Source organism: Pseudoalteromonas sp. SR45-6 (assembly GCF_014163545.1).
Lineage (GTDB): Bacteria > Pseudomonadota > Gammaproteobacteria > Enterobacterales > Alteromonadaceae > Pseudoalteromonas > Pseudoalteromonas rhizosphaerae.
Map to the genome: position 1 here is coordinate 1 of NZ_JACJDM010000002.1, position 18123 is coordinate 18123.

The following is an 18123-nucleotide window of genomic DNA, read 5'->3' on the forward strand; positions in this document are numbered from 1 at the left end:
CCTAGAACCTAGAACCATAAAGCACGCTAACTTTACTCTCGTCCCTCGCTAACTCTTCATTTCTTCAATATCTTATCTTTAAAGTCGAGTACTTTACCAATACCTGAGCCTAGCTTCATTAAGCTTTGTAGCTGTTCAGGGCTTAAGCGCTGTAGTTCTGAAGACCACTTAGTGACGGTTTCGAGTAGATCATGAATTTCATGCATTTGTTTCTGGGCAAACTTTTCATCGTCGTTGGTTGCAGGCTCTAGCAAATTATCTCTGAGTAAACTGAGAGTAGGGTCAATCTCACGCTTTTTACGCTCTTCAAATACGCGGTTTGCCATATCCCAAATACTGCCAGCGGGTGCGTAGTATTCTTTTCTGTCACCTGGAATATGCTGCACTTTAATTAAGCGCCAAGATTGTAATTCTTTGATACCCATACTGACATTACCGCGAGATATACTCAGGGCGTCGGCGATTTCGTTCGCTGTCATTGGCTCTTTGGTTATGATCAATAAACCACACATTTGGCCGATTGTGCGATTAAAACCCCAACGACTGCCCATTTCGCCACAGTGCATTACAAAGGCAAAGTTCTTATCTGATAACGTCATTGCTTCTCAAGTTTCAATAAATAATGAAATTAATGCTAGCACGCTGAATATGTTTAGCAAGATTTACTGAGCAATACGCTGAATTTTCCTTGGCTGAATCAAGCCTATGGGATTATGTGTTGGTACTAATAGTCGTTCTTAGTCGTTCAGAACAAGTTATATCACTAAAGTTTGATTTAGATTAATTTTTGCTCATCTAGAGTCGCGTAAGGTGTACACTAATTTACGACAACTAATTTCTTAACAACTACTCAATAACAACTTCGCAACAACAAGGAACGAGCAATGAAAGCAGCCGTTAATAGTACTTACAAAGGCAAATTAGAAATTTCAGACTTACCCATTCCAACCGTTGGAGTCAATGATGTTTTAGTTAAAATAGCCGCATGTGGTGTGTGTCATACTGATTTACATGCCTGTCATGGTGATTGGCCAGTAAAGCCTAAAATGCCGTTAGTTCCAGGGCATGAAGGTGTTGGAGTGATCGAACAGCTGGGTAGTAATATTACTCATTTGGAAATTGGTGATCGTGTTGGCATTCCTTGGCTATACAGTGCATGTGGTCATTGTGAATTTTGTTTAGAAGGTAAAGAGACCTTATGTCTTTCTCAGCATAATACGGGTTACTCAGTTGATGGTAGTTACGCAGAATATTGCTTAGCTGATGGGAACTATGTTGTAAAGATCCCTGAAGGCTTAGGTTTTTCAGAAGCTGCGCCATTATTTTGTGCCGGTGTTACAACCTATAAAGCGCTAAAAGTGTCAGGTGCTAAGCCAGGACAATGGGTCGCTATTGTTGGTGTAGGTGGGCTTGGGCATCTTGCGGTGCAATATGCAAAGGCAATGGGCTTTAATGTAATTGCAGTGGATACTGGTGTTGAAAAACTGGCTTTAGCAAAAGAGTTAGGTGCAGATATCACACTGGACTTTAAAGAATGTGTGCCTAGTGAGGCTATATTTGAGCAGGTAGGGGGCGCACATGCTGTGGTATGTACCGCTGTATCCAAGCCGGGGTTTGAGCAAGCTTATAAGAGTGTTCGCCGTGGTGGAAAATGCGTGTTAGTTGGCCTGCCTCCAGAGGATATGCCGTTGCCTATTTTTGATACTGTACTCAATGGTGTTTCTGTTGTTGGCTCAATTGTTGGCACACGTAGAGATTTACAAGAATGTTTAGAGTTTGCTGCACAGGGCAAAGTCAAAGCAATTATTGAAGAAAAACGTCTTGAAGATATCAATGACATATTTGACGATATGCTCAAAGGTGAAATTAATGGCCGTATAGTCGTCACTATGTAAAGGTAAAAAAGCGCACAAGCATTTTGTGCGCTTTTGCAGCTTATAACTTAAAGCTTATAGCTCAAAGTTAGCTTCGCATTGCGTTCTTCGCCTGGCATACCACCTAAAAACATTGCCTTTGAGTAATACACTTTATTAAACAGGTTGTTTAAGTTTAGCTGTAAGCCCCATTTATCAGTGTTGTAACTCAGTGCTGCATCATAAATGGTATAACTTGGCACATAACCATCAGGGATGCCGAATGATGACGAGTTAGTACTGCGATCATCAACATACTTAACACCGGCACTTAATTTTAGCGGCTGAGCTAGTTCAAACCACTGAGCACTGTATGTTAACCATGTGCTTGCTGTTACATAAGGTACACCTTTTTGACGTGCAGCAAATGAGCTCACATTTGGATTTTTCTGCTCACGTGCATCTTGATAAACACCATTGATATTCACTTTCCATTGCTCATTTAAATAGGCGTTTAAATCAAGCTCAACACCACGGGTTTTTTCTTCGCCATCAAAAAAGCTTTCAGGAATTGATGGATCAGGTTTCGTGTCATCAAACGCTGGGTTTGCATACTCTAAGTTAGTTCGCGCGGTATCAAATACGACTAGTGAGGCGAGTAGCTGATCGTCAAAGCCTTTCATTCTAATACCTAAATCAGTACTCAGTGACTCAGCATCTTCACGGTCGGCTTCATTACCTGCCACAGAGCCTAAAACGCTATACGCGGTGCGGCCTTTTGAATGATTAATGAAAATAGAAACATCATCGCTTGGTTTGTACGTCGCGCCTAAGTTATAGGTTAAGCCGTTATCTGAAGTGCTAGCTTCTGGGGTTGCAGCAGCTGCACTGGCGCGGTAACGGGCATCAACACCTAAATGTTCATATTTTTGAGTAATTTCGTTGTATGCCACACCAATACGAGTTGTGAAAGTGTCATTGATATAAGCAACATGTTGCAGCCCTAAGCCCCATGCTTGCACTTTTTTACTGTAATTACTGGTTTTAAGCGGATCGTAATCATTAAACTGGCCATCACTCCAATTGGGCTTACGGATATCTAAAATATAAGGTAAAGAGCCTTGATAAGTTACATCGCCATTTTTATCTTTTAGAATATAGTCTTTATCCCAAATAGAGTATTGCGTAAAACGGATATCACGGTCTTCGTAGTTTGCATTGACTAAGAATTCGTTATCAATATCACCTAAACTAAAGTCATAGCGTAAATCTGCAAAGTATTGCCATGACTTTTCATCAGCCTCTACTTGGCGATATTCTTGGCGCCGTGCTGCAAATGGATAAAGTACATCATCAACCACCAATGGTGCACGAGGATCAGCATTGATCACACCGTTGCGTTGCCAATACACATAATTATAGGCACCTGTTTGTCTGGCAAAGCTTGACTCATAATTACGGTATTGCAATTGCTGATTTAAAAATAAGTCATCCGTTAAGTAATAATTATGAGTGAGTTTAAAGCGTAGCTCTTCACCTTCATTATCTTTTGCCATCGGAGATATAATACCGCGATGACCAAATTTATACGGCGTTAAACCATCGTTAGCGGCAAGTGAATTAGCGAGTTGTTCACGTTGTGCATCAGAGAGTTGCAGCCCCGCTGAGGTTGGATCGTTAACTAAATCATCCGCAGTCACTTGGCCGGCGGTTTTACCATTTACCGACTGCGCATTATAAATACGGATAGGGTGGCCAATGGAATCAACTGCAATTGCATCTTTAATATAAGCGGCTGAGATCATAATATTTTGGCGATCACTAACTACATATTTTAATGCGCCGTAGATCTCATCACGGTCATCTTTTAAATCACGATAGCCGTCACTGCGCGCGGTTTTTGCATTCACTCTGTATGCAAGGTTATCTGTGATCGCGTCAGTACTATCAAACGATAGCGAGTAAGTGTTCCATTGGCCTACTTCAGCTTGAACTGTGTGCTTAGCTTCAAACTCTGGTTTCTTTTCAATTAGGTTTATCACACCACCGGCGCTGCCCATGCCATATAAACCGGTTGCAGGACCTTTAAGTACTTCTACTGCTTCAACGTTGGTTAATGAGCGAGTCGGGTTAAAGGTGTTGCCTAAACCTGCACCACCGTACATACCATCGTAGGTGTAGTTTGCGCCTAGGCCACGGATCACTAAGTTATCACCAATGCCGTAGTTATTACCGGCTTGTGTTACGCCACTAATATTACGTGCTAAATCTTGTAAGTTATCTACACCTTGGGAATTTATCAGTTCTTGGTCAACCACCACGATTGGTGCAGGTGTTTCCATTAACGACATATCAGATTTAGTGGCTAAACCAGAGTTAAGTACCACAGAGTTTTGCTTTTGATAAACGGAGATACGTTCTATATCTGATTGCTCTGCAGCTAAAGTGCTATAAGACGTTAAACAGGCGAGGGTAAGTAGTGAAAGTTTATGGGTTGTCATAAAATGTTATCATTGAATTGTTTTTCGCAATGATAATGTGTTGCATTTGTATTTCAAGTGTTAATTACCTAGAACGGGCAAATTATTTTTATTTATGCAAATTTGTTACCTTTTGTTTTCTGTTGATTTACATTGACGTGTTGTAACTACTTAAAATGAGTGAGGGGGCATAACGCCCCCAGCTATTAATTATTTATACTTTGTTCCTGCTTTCATTACGAATTCAACATTCTCTAAAAGAGAAATATCGTGTAATGGGTTGCCTTTAACGGCAATGATATCTGCTGCAAAACCTGTTTTAATTTGCCCTAGTTGGTTTTCAACTCTTAGCAGCTTAGCGCCATTGATCGTGGCTGCTTGAATAGCTTGCAATGGTGTCATGCCAAATTCAACCATGCGCGAAAACTGCTTGGCATTATCGCCATGAGGATAAATAGCCGCATCAGTACCAAACACCATATTTACGCCAGCCTTTACTGCTCGGCTAAAACTATCACGCTGTTTTTTAGAAACTTGGCGCTCTTTTGCTAGGTTTTCTTCGGCTACACCATTTTGCTCACCAAACGTGAGGGTATATTCAGTGTTATAAATATCCATTGAAAACCAAGTGCCGTGTTTTTTTGCCAGTTTAATTGCTTCATCGTCAACAAAACTCACATGTTCAACACTGTCTACACCGGCTTTAATGGCTGCGGTAATACCACTGGTACCATGTGCATGTGCAGCAACCGTTAAACCGCGCATATGTGCTTCATCAACAATGGCAGTCATTTCTTCTAATGAATACTGTTGAATACCTACTTTTGTGCCCTTGGAAAATACTCCCCCAGTGGCGCAAAACTTAATAACATTGGCACCGTACTTAATGTTTTCGCGTACTTTTGCACGAACAGCCCATGGGCCATCAGCCACACCTTCGGCAGTGTATTTCATTTCAGGAGGTAGACGGTTGTTGTCACAGTGACCACCCGTTACACCCAAAGAGGGACCAGCAGCCCAGATGCGTGGGCCAATAATATCGCCTGCATTAATGCCGTCACGTACTGCAATGACACTGTAACCTTCGGCGCCCACGTTACGTAAAGTTGTAAAGCCCGCTTTTAAGGTTTTTTCTGCAAAATAGGCCGCTTTAATCGCTTTACGTGGCACTGACTGACCGATACGTTCACTACGAGGGACTGTTGGATCGCTGGTTAAGTGTACGTGCATATCCATCAGGCCAGGCAGAATGGTTAACTCGGGCAACTTAATATGGTCATCACCTTGTTGTAAGGTTGGCATGGTGCCACTACTGATTTTAGTAATGATACCGTCATCGATTTGAATAAGCGGTGCATTAATAAGCTTGCCATTATTAACGTCTAGCATTGCTTTAGCACTAACGTATGTTGTTGCTTGTGCGCTAAAAGCGCTGACACACAATAAGCCCAAAGGGACAGAAAGTGATAATTTATTCATTTATTTTCTAATTTTTGATTATTTAATATAGCAATGTAGCAAGCAGTTTTTAGGCTGTAAACAAAACGCGATAAGTATCGTATTTTCTTTATTTAGCGATTTGAAAGCTGCATACTTGCGCTAACTACTTATACTCAGGGATCATTATGAAAAAATTTAAGTTAACCTTGCTTGTCGCTGGTGTACTCAGCGCTTTGTCTGCGTGTTCAAATACGGCTAATAATAATTTAAACAAGCCACAATCAGCATTAACAAGTGAAACTGCCAGCGCAACAACACAACAATTAAATAGCTTGGTTGAGCAGTACTTTGTTGATTCGTTGCAATTTAGCCCTCTTGATGCAACTTATATTGGCTATAACCAATACAACAACCAATTTACAGCACCGATTACCGAGCAAAACCGAGCTCAGCAGCTTGCTTTTTATAAAGATTATCAGCAACGTTTAGCGGCGATTGACCAGCAGCAGTTAACCGGTCAAGCCTTATTAAGTTATGAAATACTGGCACGGGATTTAGCATTAACAATCGAAGGTTTTCAATTCCCGAGTTACTTATTACCAATTAACCAAATGTCTGGCGCTCACAATACGTTTGCAGGCTTTGGATCGGCGCAAAGTGCGCAGCCATTTGCAAGCTACCAAGATTATGAAAATTTCGTCGCGCGTGCTGAAGGTTTTGTAACTTGGTTAAGCAGTGTGCAAGATGCTATGCAGCAAGGGGTAAATGAAGGCATTGTTTTACCAAAGCCATTAGCTGAAAAGTTATTACCGCAATTTCAAGCGCATATAGTTACCAGTGCAGAACAATCTTTATTTTATAGTCCGATAAAGCAGCTTCCAGAGCAATTCACAGCAGCGCAAAAGCAACAACTCACAGACCAATATAGTGCACTTATTATGGATAAGTTGGTCCCAGCGTATACAAAAATGAGCGAGTTTTTAGCGACCACTTATATACCAAATAGCCGTGCAACAGTAGGTTATAGCGATTTACCAAATGGTAAAGCATGGTATGAATACCAAATAAAGAAAAACACCACCTTGAGTTTATCTGCTGATGAAATTCATGAAATTGGTTTAAAAGAAGTATCGCGTATCCTTAATGAGATGAAAACAGTAAAGGAAACCGTTGGTTTTAAAGGCAGTTTAAGTGAGTTTTTTACTCATTTACGAGATTCTGATGAGTTTTATTTTGATACACCTGAGCAATTAATTGCGGCCTATGAAGCCGTAAAGTTAAAAATTGACGCGCGTGTGCCTAAATTATTTAACATTGCCCCCAAAGCTGATTACGTTGTAAAAGCGGTTGAAGATTTTCGTGCTGAGTCTGCGGCAGGAGCATCTTATCAATCACCTGCGCCGGATGGCTCTCGTCCAGGAATTTTTTATATTAATACCTTTAATTTAAAAGCGCAGCCTAAGTTTCTACTCGAAACATTGTCAATCCATGAGGCAGCCCCAGGACACCATTTTCAAATCGCCTTACAGCAAGAAGTTCAGTCATTACCTGAGTTTCGAAAATTTGGTGGTTACACAGTGTTCGCCGAAGGTTGGGCATTATATGCTGAAAGCCTAGGTAAAGAATTGGGTTTATTTACCGACCCATATATGTGGTATGGCCGTTTATCTGATGAGCAATTACGCGCTATGCGATTAGTGCTCGATACAGGTTTCCATGCTAAGGGCTGGACTCGTCAACAAGGTATTGATTATATGCTGGCTAATTCCTCAATGGCTTTGAGTGATGTAACCGCAGAAGTTGAGCGCTATATAGCTTGGCCAGGACAAGCATTGTCGTATAAATTAGGGCAATTTAAAATTCAAGAACTGCGAGATTATTGTAAACAAGCATTAGGTGATAAATTTGATATTAAAGAGTTTCATACGCAAATTTTAATTGATGGTGCTTTGCCGATGCCAATACTAGAAGCGAAAATTAAACGTTGGGTTGATACGCAGCGCTAACTTTTAAACTTGAAATAGCGCAAAGCTGAATGTAGCTTTGCGCGCGGTGCTCAATTAAGCTAAAATGCGCGCTATTAGGGGCACCGAGTTATACCATGTTTGAAAACCAATTTTGGCTTGAGAAATCACTTGAGCAAATGTCACAAAATGAGTGGGAAGCCATTTGTGATGGCTGTGGAAAATGCTGTTTAAATACCTTTATAGACAGCGAAGATGAAGATGAGTTTACCGCCACAGATCAACTTCGCGATGGTGAAGAACTCATTTTTACTAATATTGTTTGCCAATACTTAGATAATAATACGTGTGGTTGTAGTGAGTATGAAAATCGACAAACATTAGTCCCGTCATGTGTAAAATTAACTAAAGAAAACCTAGACAGCATTTTCTTCATGCCGCAAAGTTGTAGTTACCGCCGTTTGCACGAAGGCCGTGGTTTAGCGTCTTGGCATCCACTAAATAACGGTGGCAGCAAAGAACTAATGCATACATTGGGTATTTCTGTAAAAGACAAAACAGTAAAAGATTGTGATGTAGCTTTAGATGACTTTGATCTGTATGAAGCAGATTGGCCAACGAGGGATTGCGATTAATGACTGCGAAGATTGGTTTGATCAATCCTAAAAGCCCCTCTAACGTTGGCGCAGTGTTAAGAGCTGCGGGTTGCTATGGGGCTGAACAAGTATTTTTTACTGGCACGCGTTATTTAAATGCTAAAAAGTTTCATACCGACACAAAAAATGTTGCTGAACGCATCCCCCTGACTTGCGTTGACGATTTAGCAACAGCAAAGCCCGCAGGTGCGACTGTTGTGGTGATTGAACTAATAGAAGGTGCAACCCCTTTGCCTGAGTTTGTTCATCCTGAAAACGCATTTTATATTTTTGGCCCTGAAGATGGCTCAATTAGCAAAGATGTACTGAACTGGTGCGATGAAGTGGTGTATATCCCCACAATCGGTTGTATGAATTTAGCAGCTACCTGTAATGTGGTTCTTTACGATCGACAAGCGAAACTCGGTGGAGTAGAAAGTTCTGATCAAACGATTATTCAAAGCCGCGACACCAATAATAAAATGATATGGCAGAAATAGTACAAACTGAATTGAACAATTGAAAAAAGGGGCAATTAATGCCCCTTTTTTCGTTTAATTCCAAAAAAGTTATTACTTTTTAGTAATTTTGATCTCTGAATTAATAACAATCCCTTCATCTTTTATATCTGTTGCAAAATACACAGACATTGTTTGATTTTTTAATTGTTCAAGTTCTTCCGGGATCACTTGCCCTGTCATTTTAAATACTTCGATGACAGGAGTCATTAATGAGCTGAGGTCAACTGCGGAAGTTAAAAATCCATTTTTTTCAAGCTCTTGTTCTGATAATGTATTTGCAATAGCCGCTGATTTTTCACCAGTGAATAAAACAATATGCTTTCCTTTTTTAGCTAATCTAATATCAAGGCCAGCAGGTAAAGGATAAGGAATTGCAGCATTGACACTAATTGCATCGCCGTTTTCTGGTATTTCAAGCCCCGCTAATGCGGGTAAAAATCCTTTAGCAGTAAAAAGTAAATTATCAGGATCTGTCGCAGAAAGTGTGATTAGTGCATCTAAAGCTTTTAGTTGCGGCAGTTGATTAGCATCGGCTTCTAAAGCAAGATCTTGAATACTTACACTGACACCTTGAATACCATTAGCCATAGCGGTCATCATTGATAGTGCAGCTAAATTTGAGTCTTGAGTTTGTTGCTGTAAGGCAACAAGAGGTGCACACTCAAATTCAGCTTTTTTAAATGTGCTTGAGAGTATATTTAAAAGCGGTGGAATTTTTGAAATATCCGCACCATAAGCAAAGCTTAGCATTTGCCCGTCAAGTTTAGTCGTATGCTCAGGAACAAAACCTCGCACAGATTTTAATGTTTTAATAATATCTGTAGCAGTGCTTTGGAAAATAGCATCTGCTTTAAAATGAGCATCAGAGTTTGTTACTTGTATGTACGTGCTACCGGTTACTGATGCAGGCCAATAACTAACAAGATTGGTAATGTCATTTTGGCACTGTGGTGTTCTAGCTACCTCTAAAGCATTTGGATCACCCAATTCTTTTAATAGTTCATCAAGCATTTCACCTAGGCGTGATGGTGTTCTAGCGGTAATAGCATTAGCAATCTCAACATGGTCTATATACGCAATAGAGTGGCCATCAAATGAATAATTAGTAATATAGTTTTCAAGTTTAGAGGTTTGCGTTAATGATTTTGTTGGTTTATCAATTGCTAAAGCGAGACGTAAATCTTTAATTGTATTAAGTTTTGTATCAAACGTGATGGTAGCCCAGTTATCTTTAACAGACACAATTAAGTTTAATGTAATATCATTCTCAAGTACTAAAGGGTACGTATTGTAGTCAACACCTTCGATGGTTTGTGTTGTGAAGTTAATTCCCGCTTTATCAGCTGAGCTATTAATTGTATTAAATAAAGCCGTTTCATCTTCCAGTTGATAGCGTAATACTGGCATTAGACCAATTGTATAGGCTAGAGCTTTATAATCATCGGCGAATCCCCAGGCTGCTTTTAGTGTTTCATAAGATGACAATGATGTTTGATATTGCTCTAATAGAGACGCTAAAAACTGTGCATTGTTATCGTTACTTGCCGCTAAATTTTCGATCAATGGCGTAAAATCGTCTGCACCTTTCATTTGATCTGGAATCAAATTGAAATATTTACTATAGGGAAATGGTTTTAGCTGACCATAAAATAAAGCAGTATCAGCAGGGACGTAATCAAGTTGAGCAAGTTCTAATGAGGCTGTTGAACTGTCAGTTTGTGTATAGATTATTGCACCGGCCGCTACAGCAATTGCGCAACCAGCAAGTAGTTTGGTGTTCATTTGGAAATTCCTTTTTTGTATCAGTACCAAGCGGTACGTTCTTTAGTATTTATGTTTTGTAAAACGATATCATAAAAGTGCGTAGCCTAGCGAGGAAAAGCACTATTAGTGTTGGTTGTAGTGAGGGCACGGTATTATATAAATTATTAATTTTATATGGATAATTTGTTGTTTAAACGCAAAATTATCGAATGTTGTTTGTTGTTATGTGACTATTCTAATTCATAATAAAAATAGATGGGATAATCATGAATAATCTTTTTTCTCGAAAAAGTATAATTAATTATATTGCAGTACTTATAAGTTCAGTTTCATTAGCTGCTTGCACCTCAAGCGAAGTGCCATTAGATCCTATTGTAGGAGACACGGGGCAAGCTTTGTCAGATATTGCGTTAAGTAGTGATGTGAAGTTTTATGATTTAGAGTTAGAAGTTTTTCCTACGGATAAAAAAATAGCCGGTATTGGTAAAACCTCATTTTTAATGCTTAAAGCAAACCAATATGTAGAACTAAAATTAGACAGTCGATTTAATATCAGTGATGTAACTGTAGCTGGAAAGAGCGCAAGTTATAAAAGGCTAGGTGGTATTATTACGATTAACTTAGGAGAAGTTAAAACGCCGGGTGAATTGGTTGATGTTGCAGTTCAATATTCAGGGAAGCCACATATTGCGAACAATGCACCATGGGAAGGTGGCTTTGTATTTGATAAGTCACCAGATGGAAAACCATGGATTGCAACAGCTGTACAAGGAGAAGGGTGCGATTTATTTTGGCCCTGCAAAGATCATTTTAGTGATAAAGCAGATTCAATGCGTATTCGTTTAACTGTTCCTAACGGTCTTAGTGCCGTGACTAATGGTGTGCTGCAAGATGTCAAAAAGCTGCAAAATGATAAGGTACAATTTGATTGGCTGTTATCAGTTCCCGCCAGTGATTATAATATAGCTTTAAACATTGGTAACTACGAACGTATTCAAAAATCATATACCAGTATTAATGGTACACAGGTACCTATTGAGTTTTGGGTTTTACCTGAAAACAAGCAAAAAGCAGAGGATTTGATCGATTTTGATTTGCTCAATCAAATACAATTTTTTGAAAGTCATTTAGGTCCTTATCCATGGGGGAATGAAAAGCTAGGTTTTGTTGAAACACCTCATTTAGGTATGGAACATCAAACGATTAATGCTTATGGCAAAAAGTATAAACGTGATGAAAATGGCTATGATTGGCTACTACAGCATGAGTTAGCACATGAGTGGTTTGGGAACTTAATGACCCATGAGAGATTAAATGATGCCTGGCTTCATGAGGGCTTTGGTTTTTACATGCAGCCTGCTTACAGCTTAAATAAATTTGGCAATGCCGCATATAGCTATACGATGTACAAATCGTATTTGGGGTTAAAAAATTGTCAGCCAGTTGTTCGTGAAGGAGAAGTTACTTCTGATGAAGCATTTAACTCGGATATTTATGGTAAAGGTGGCTGGACGTTACATACATTACGTTGGTTAATTGGAGAACAGTTATTCTGGCGTGCAACACGAGAATTATTGTATGGTATCGATAATACCTCAGACATAAAGTATCCAATAAAACCACGATATCGTAATACAGAACAGTTTATTGATATTGTAAACAAACTAACAGGTGATAATTATAATTGGCTATTCGATATTTATTTAAAGCAAGCTGAGCTACCAATCTTAAATAAACGACAAGTGAATGGAGTTATTACACTTAACTGGGATGTGAAATCTTTAAATAATAAGCCTTTTCCTATGCCTTTACCTATCTCTATCAATGGTAAAGAGGATGTTTATTATCCGCAAGACGGAAAAATTATTTTAAATATCAATCCAGATGATCACGTAGTCGTTGATCCTGATATGAAGGTTCTTCGTTACTTACCTATTATTTCTAAATGTAACAAAAAGCAGGATTAATACTTTGCGATTGATACCACAGTAAATTGATATTTACTGTGGTATCAATCGTCGTGAGTAACTCTGCTGTTATGTGTTTCAAAAATACGTGTCACGTTAGTAACTATTTGTTACTGTTGTATATCAATGCATGGATCGTTCCAATTTAATTTTTGTGATTTTTTTATACTAATGTGTAGAATCACACACAACTTGTTAATGGAGTGAAAATCACGTGAGTGAAATAAATACAAATAAAACGTTTGTCACTGAGCAGCCGCAGCAAAATAATAATTACCTGTTACCTTTGACTGCAATGACAACTCTATTTTTTTTATGGGGTTTTATCACAGTACTAAATGATGTACTGATCCCGCGTTTAAAAGGGGTGTTTGATCTTAGTTATACGGAAGCGATGTTAGTGCAGTTCTGCTTCTTTGGTGCTTACTTTATTGTTTCTTTACCAGCGGGGATATTGGTTAAGAAATTTGGTTATAAAAATGGTGTGCTTAGCGGTCTTATTGTGGCTTCTATCGGCTGTATGTTATTTTATCCTGCAGTGGTCGTACATGAATATTGGCTATTTTTAACCGCATTATTTGTACTAGCCGGTGGTGTCACCATTTTACAAGTATCGGCTAACCCTTATGTTGTGGCGCTTGGGCCTGAAAAAACAGCTTCGTCACGGTTAAATTTAGCGCAAGCACTTAATTCATTAGGAACGACTATTGGGCCCTATGTTGGTGGCATTTTGTTCTTTGGCGCAGCAGGCTCATTGACTGCATCTGCGGCGACAGCAGAATCGGTAAAAATTCCTTATTTAATGCTTGCTGCAGCACTGCTTACTATTGCTGTTGTGTTTGCATTTTTAAAATTACCTGAAATCAAATCACACAAAGAAGAACTCGATTGCAAAGCAAAAGGTCATTCTTTAACGCAAGCCCCGCATTTAGTTATGGGTGTGTTAGGTATCTTTTGTTATGTTGGTGGTGAAGTGGCAATAGGTAGCTTTTTAGTTAACTTTTTCGGTGAAGCTCATATTGCAGGGCTCGAAGAGCATACCGCTGCCGCATTAATTGCCTATTATTGGGGCGGGGCGATGGTAGGGCGCTTTATTGGCTCTGCTGCATTACAAAAAATTGCACCATCAAAAGCAATTGCTTTTAATGCATTTGCGGTCATTGCGTTACTTTTAATTACAATCTTCACTGAAGGTGACGTTGCTTTATATGCTGTGCTGTCGATTGGTTTATTTAATTCTATTTTGTTTCCGACAATTTTCTCAGTCGCTATTCAAGGGCTAGGTTCATTAACCAGTAAAGGATCTGGTTGGCTTTGTTTAGCGATTGTTGGTGGTGCATTAGTACCGTTAATTCAAGGCGTTGTTGCTGATGCAATGAATATTCAAGTTAGTTTTATTATCCCAGCACTTTGCTATTGTTTTATCGCTTGGTACGGGTTGAATGTTGTAAAACTTGCGAGCAAGTGGCAACAAAAAATAAACTAAGCTAATAGTAAAACCTCTTTAGATAAATGCATTTGCAGCACTGTAAATGCATTTATTTTCTTATTATTCTCAATGAATCAATCGCACTCTAAAGTAAAACCTCGCAGTTTAGTTCATTACAAAATAACGACGGATATGCACTGAATACGTATTCAATAGCTATTGTTTATAAAAATTACTGGAACCTTCCAATTTTGAGTTTGTTATTTTTTCGGTGCAATTACGACATTGACTGTCTTTACTTATCGATTAATTACTTTATGAATTTGTTATAGGAGTAAGCGCTAAACTAATTTTTTTACCATGCTTTATTATTGTTTTTGGCTATAACATAGCAACTGTTGGCGATAAGATAAGACAAATAGCGTTATTTTTGTTAAAAAGTAGTTAGCTAACAACGATAAAAAAAATAAATAGGTGTGTCATGCAAAGCTCGCTAAAATTTACCACTAAGGTAACTATCGCAGCATCTGTGGTATTAGTGTTGGTGCTGGGGTTATTTACCATCAATAACTTTATTTCAATGCGCTCACAAACGCAGCAGCAACTGTCTCTAATATTACAAGAAAGCTCTCAATCGGTTTCACAAAATATTGCTAATTGGCTCAATAATAAATTAGCAATCGTTCAGTCTGTAGCGAAAACGCATCAGCAAAATGACACTAAGGAATTAACTCTTAGCCAACTCAATAGCGCAGAAATGGCAGGTAAGTTTAAAAACACCTATATAGGCAAACCTGATGGTACTTTTGTACTCAATGATCAAACAGTTGTATTACCTGCTGATTATGATGCCACAATCCGTCCTTGGTATAAGCTGGTAGAAAATAAAACCACCACAGCGTTTACGACTCCTTATATAGACGTAACCACCAATGAGCTAACTATTTCAGCGGTTGCGCCCATTTTAAATAATGGCCGTTTTAGTGGCGTCGCCGGCGCCGATATCGATATGCAAACCATCACTCAAATAGTCAACGAAATTGATTTTTTAGGTTTTGGTTATGGTTTTCTATTAGACAGTGACGGTCGCATTCTAAGCCATCCAGATATCAAATTAAACGATCAGAGTATGGCGAAGCTGTTTGGTAAAAACCTTGCTTTAAAAGCTGAGTTTGTGGAGCAAGAAATCGCTGGTATTGATCATCTTGTATCATTTACACATATCAAAGGTATTGAAAATGTAGATTGGTATTTAGGTGTGGTGATCAACAAAGATATTGCTTATTCATCAGTGGCTTCATTTAGAAATATGGCTGCGATATATATGTGTTTGGGAGTTATCGCGACGATATTAATGATGCAATTTTCATTGCGTTATTTGATGCGGCCTATGCAGCGTTTAAACGATGCAATTAAAGATATAGCCCAAGGTGAGGGGGATTTAACTCGTCGTTTAGAGATTGAAAACGATGACGAATTTGGTGAACTGTCAGGTTACTTTAATGCCTTTATAGATAAAATTCATACCTCAATTGACCAAGTAAAAACGACCACGGTTGAACTTGAACGTTCAGTGGAAAGCTTAGTTGAGCAAACAGAGTCGACGCTAACAATGTACAGTGACCAAACTAAACGCACAGACAGCGTTGCAACAGCGATTAATCAGCTGTCATCAAGTGCGATTGAAATATCAAGCAGCGCAAGTCATGCATCAACCCTTGCTACTGATGCGAATACACAGTCAGTACAAAGTCAAAGTACGTTAAATGATAATATCAATGCCATTGGTGTGTTATCGCAAAATATGGAACAAGCACAACAAATTATTAGTAGTGTTGCTGAACACTCTGCAAGTATTGGTCAAGTACTCGAAGTTATTAAAGGAGTCAGCGAGCAAACGAATTTACTTGCACTTAATGCCGCAATTGAAGCCGCTCGTGCCGGAGAGGCTGGTCGTGGGTTTGCCGTTGTTGCAGATGAAGTGCGCCAGTTAGCTCACCGTACTCAGCAATCAACCCAAGAAATTGAAAATACCGTTAGCCAATTACAGCAAGGTTCAGGCAGTGCCGTTGCGGTTATGAAAGCCAGTTTAGTTGAAAGCGAAAATACTGTAAAACAAGCGCAAGCAGCCGGTGAGCAAATGGCAGGAGTAACCAAAGCTATAAAAGCAATTGATGATGTAAATCATAGTGTTGCAAATGCGACCACTGAACAAAATCAGGTAATACACTCTTTAGATAATGATATTCATACAATTAGTGAGTTATCTCAACAAGGTCAGCTAAACTTAAATAACACTTTAGCTGAGTGTACTCGTTTAAAACTGCAATTTGATGAACTTGAAAAAATGGTGCTACGTTTTAAAGTCTAAATGCAATCAGCGATAACTAAAAAGATAAAATAAATGATGCCGGAATCACCTGTAAGCCAAGGATGAAGGGCTAAATAACGTTGTTTCCAGTGAACAGTAACAGGCCAATAATGAATAATAGTCAGCTTATATATGTGTACGACCCAATGTGCAGTTGGTGTTGGGGTTTTCAAAAGTGCTGGCAAAAAATCCAAGACGCCTTAGCGAATGAAGTTGATATTATTTATAAAGTAGGTGGCCTTGCTGCTGATTCCGAACAGCCAATGCCAGTAAGTATGCAACAGTTTTTACAACAAACTTGGCAGCGTATTGGCCAGCAAACCGGTGCTAAATTTAACTTTGATTTTTGGCAAAACTGTCAACCACGCCGCAGCACTTACCCTGCATGTCGGGCGGTGATTGCAGCACGTTATTTTAATAAAGAGCGGGTTATGCTTGGTGCAATTCAGCAGGGTTATTATTTATCGGCACAAAACCCATCGGATCTTAATACACTCGTTAGCTGTGCACAGCAAATAGGTATTGCTGCTGATGAGTTTTTAGCTATATTGCAAAGTGAACAACTTGAACAGGCGTTTCAACAAGAGTTAGCGTATGTTCAGCAGTTACCTGTGCAGGGTTTTCCATCGTTAGTTCTTTGTCATAAACAGCAGTACTTTGCTATCGCCGTAAACTATACCAACGCAAATGCTGTGCTCAGCACCATTCATCGTATACTTGCCGATTAATTTATTTAATCTCACTTCACTCATCATTAAAGCGTACACGCTTGTTAAATATTAAAAACTATTGCTTTATCTAACGTAAAAAGCTGTATTTATGGCAGTTGTCATAAAAAGGACTTTTTAGCGCAACACCTCTGTCATTTTTCACCTATAGAATCTCGTTCATTGATATTAAGCAACTAGCAAATCCGCTAATTTAACGAGTAAAGGTGTATGCGATGAAAGGCGTTAAACCATTGATATTAGCTAGTATTGTAGCCATGAGTGCAACAGTGCAAGCAAATGATTTAAATAAGGTTATCGATAAAAGCAGTGAAATTAACCAATCAGCTGCGCAATCACAAACAAAAATAGACAAGATTGCAGACTCTATGCAGGGTCGTTTACAACAGTTTAAAACCCTCAATAAAGAAATTGATGGTTTAACGGTTTATAACGCACAACTAAGCAAACAGCTTAGTAACCAAATGAGTGAAATGGAAGCCATTAACTTATCTATGGATCAAGTGTCTATTATTGAACGTCAAATTACCCCATTAATGCTACGCATGATCACAGGCCTTGAGCAATTTGTTGCTCTTGATGTGCCATTTTTAACCGATGAACGTGAAAAGCGTTTAGCGTCATTAAAAGACATGATGAACCGTGCTGACATTAATTCAAGTGAAAAATTCCGCCGTGTTTTAGAAGCGTACCAAGTTGAAGTTGATTACGGCCGTACCATCGAAGCTTATACCGCGTTATTAGATGTTGATGGTCAAGAGCGTGAAGTCGATTTCTTACGCATTGGTCGTTTAGAACTTATTTACCTTACTCGTGATGGTAAAAAAGCAGGCTCATGGGATACAACAAGCAAACAGTTTGTTGCCCTGGATGACTCAACAATCAGCCAAATTAGTAAAGGTTTACGTATTGCACGTAAGCAACTTGCCCCAGATATGTTAACACTGCCAGTACACGCTGCGGATTAAGAG

At 39.0% G+C, this 18123-nt stretch carries 13 protein-coding genes; 9 read left to right on the top strand and 4 right to left on the bottom strand.

Annotation, left to right across the window (positions count from 1 at the left end; genetic code table 11):
• Positions 1-56: 56 nt before the first annotated feature.
• Positions 57-599, bottom strand: a complete 543-nt coding sequence (locus H5158_RS01280) for a GbsR/MarR family transcriptional regulator (protein ID WP_182739280.1) — start codon at positions 597-599, stop codon at positions 57-59.
• Positions 600-884: 285 nt separating this feature from the next.
• Between H5158_RS01280 and adhP the strand changes: the two genes are divergently transcribed.
• On the top strand, positions 885-1895 hold the full coding sequence (gene adhP, locus H5158_RS01285) for an alcohol dehydrogenase AdhP (protein WP_149980237.1): 1011 nt from the start codon (positions 885-887) through the stop codon (positions 1893-1895).
• 47 nt (positions 1896-1942) lie between these two features.
• Here adhP and H5158_RS01290 read toward each other — a convergent pair whose 3' ends face one another.
• Both H5158_RS01290 and H5158_RS01295 read right to left on the bottom strand, forming a co-directional pair.
• Positions 1943-4354, bottom strand: coding sequence for a TonB-dependent siderophore receptor (locus H5158_RS01290; RefSeq protein WP_182739281.1), 2412 nt, complete (start codon positions 4352-4354; stop codon positions 1943-1945).
• Between the two features lie 189 nt (positions 4355-4543).
• The gene (locus H5158_RS01295; protein WP_182739282.1) at positions 4544-5812 is read right to left on the bottom strand and encodes an amidohydrolase family protein; all 1269 of its coding nucleotides are present in this window, start codon (positions 5810-5812) and stop codon (positions 4544-4546) included.
• 146 nt (positions 5813-5958) lie between these two features.
• Here H5158_RS01295 and H5158_RS01300 point away from each other — a divergent pair, with 146 nt between their 5' ends.
• From H5158_RS01300 to H5158_RS01310, 3 genes are all read left to right on the top strand, one after another.
• Positions 5959-7779, top strand: coding sequence for a DUF885 family protein (locus H5158_RS01300; RefSeq protein WP_182739283.1), 1821 nt, complete (start codon positions 5959-5961; stop codon positions 7777-7779).
• 95 nt (positions 7780-7874) lie between these two features.
• Complete coding sequence (locus H5158_RS01305; protein ID WP_149980241.1) at positions 7875-8372, top strand: YcgN family cysteine cluster protein; 498 nt, start codon at positions 7875-7877, stop codon at positions 8370-8372.
• The gene (locus tag H5158_RS01310; protein WP_024605233.1) at positions 8372-8872 is read left to right on the top strand and encodes an RNA methyltransferase; all 501 of its coding nucleotides are present in this window, start codon (positions 8372-8374) and stop codon (positions 8870-8872) included. The genes H5158_RS01305 and H5158_RS01310 overlap by 1 nt, the downstream gene beginning before the upstream one ends.
• A 72-nt stretch (positions 8873-8944) precedes the next feature.
• Here the strand turns inward: H5158_RS01310 and H5158_RS01315 are convergent, their stop codons facing one another.
• On the bottom strand, positions 8945-10675 hold the full coding sequence (locus H5158_RS01315; protein ID WP_182739284.1) for a hypothetical protein: 1731 nt from the start codon (positions 10673-10675) through the stop codon (positions 8945-8947).
• Between the two features lie 248 nt (positions 10676-10923).
• Between H5158_RS01315 and H5158_RS01320 the strand changes: the two genes are divergently transcribed.
• From H5158_RS01320 to H5158_RS01340, 5 genes are all read left to right on the top strand, one after another.
• A complete protein-coding gene (locus H5158_RS01320; RefSeq protein WP_182739285.1) occupies positions 10924-12624 on the top strand; it encodes a M1 family metallopeptidase in 1701 nt (566 codons plus the stop codon).
• A 214-nt stretch (positions 12625-12838) separates the two neighbouring features.
• A complete protein-coding gene (locus H5158_RS01325; protein ID WP_182739286.1) occupies positions 12839-14110 on the top strand; it encodes a sugar MFS transporter in 1272 nt (423 codons plus the stop codon).
• Between the two features lie 424 nt (positions 14111-14534).
• Positions 14535-16424 carry a methyl-accepting chemotaxis protein gene (locus tag H5158_RS01330; protein WP_149980244.1) on the top strand — a complete coding sequence of 630 codons (1890 nt, stop codon included), beginning with the start codon at positions 14535-14537 and terminating at the stop codon, positions 16422-16424.
• A 110-nt stretch (positions 16425-16534) separates the two neighbouring features.
• On the top strand, positions 16535-17152 hold the full coding sequence (locus H5158_RS01335; RefSeq protein ID WP_149980245.1) for a DsbA family protein: 618 nt from the start codon (positions 16535-16537) through the stop codon (positions 17150-17152).
• A gap of 215 nt (positions 17153-17367) precedes the next feature.
• Entirely contained in the window at positions 17368-18120 is a 753-nt protein-coding gene (locus H5158_RS01340; RefSeq protein ID WP_149980246.1) for a DUF3450 domain-containing protein, read from the top strand.
• Positions 18121-18123: the final 3 nt, after the last annotated feature.

Bases quoted from the DNA above. Each gene is read 5' to 3' on its own strand.
- H5158_RS01280 (WP_182739280.1), bottom strand. From the start codon at position 599: ATGACGTTATCAGATAAGAACTTTGCCTTTGTAATGCACTGTGGCGAA.
- adhP (WP_149980237.1), top strand. From the start codon at position 885: ATGAAAGCAGCCGTTAATAGTACTTACAAAGGCAAATTAGAAATTTCA.
- H5158_RS01290 (WP_182739281.1), bottom strand. From the start codon at position 4,354: ATGACAACCCATAAACTTTCACTACTTACCCTCGCCTGTTTAACGTCT.
- H5158_RS01295 (WP_182739282.1), bottom strand. From the start codon at position 5,812: ATGAATAAATTATCACTTTCTGTCCCTTTGGGCTTATTGTGTGTCAGC.
- H5158_RS01300 (WP_182739283.1), top strand. From the start codon at position 5,959: ATGAAAAAATTTAAGTTAACCTTGCTTGTCGCTGGTGTACTCAGCGCT.
- H5158_RS01305 (WP_149980241.1), top strand. From the start codon at position 7,875: ATGTTTGAAAACCAATTTTGGCTTGAGAAATCACTTGAGCAAATGTCA.
- H5158_RS01310 (WP_024605233.1), top strand. From the start codon at position 8,372: ATGACTGCGAAGATTGGTTTGATCAATCCTAAAAGCCCCTCTAACGTT.
- H5158_RS01315 (WP_182739284.1), bottom strand. From the start codon at position 10,675: ATGAACACCAAACTACTTGCTGGTTGCGCAATTGCTGTAGCGGCCGGT.
- H5158_RS01320 (WP_182739285.1), top strand. From the start codon at position 10,924: ATGAATAATCTTTTTTCTCGAAAAAGTATAATTAATTATATTGCAGTA.
- H5158_RS01330 (WP_149980244.1), top strand. From the start codon at position 14,535: ATGCAAAGCTCGCTAAAATTTACCACTAAGGTAACTATCGCAGCATCT.
- H5158_RS01335 (WP_149980245.1), top strand. From the start codon at position 16,535: ATGAATAATAGTCAGCTTATATATGTGTACGACCCAATGTGCAGTTGG.
- H5158_RS01340 (WP_149980246.1), top strand. From the start codon at position 17,368: ATGAAAGGCGTTAAACCATTGATATTAGCTAGTATTGTAGCCATGAGT.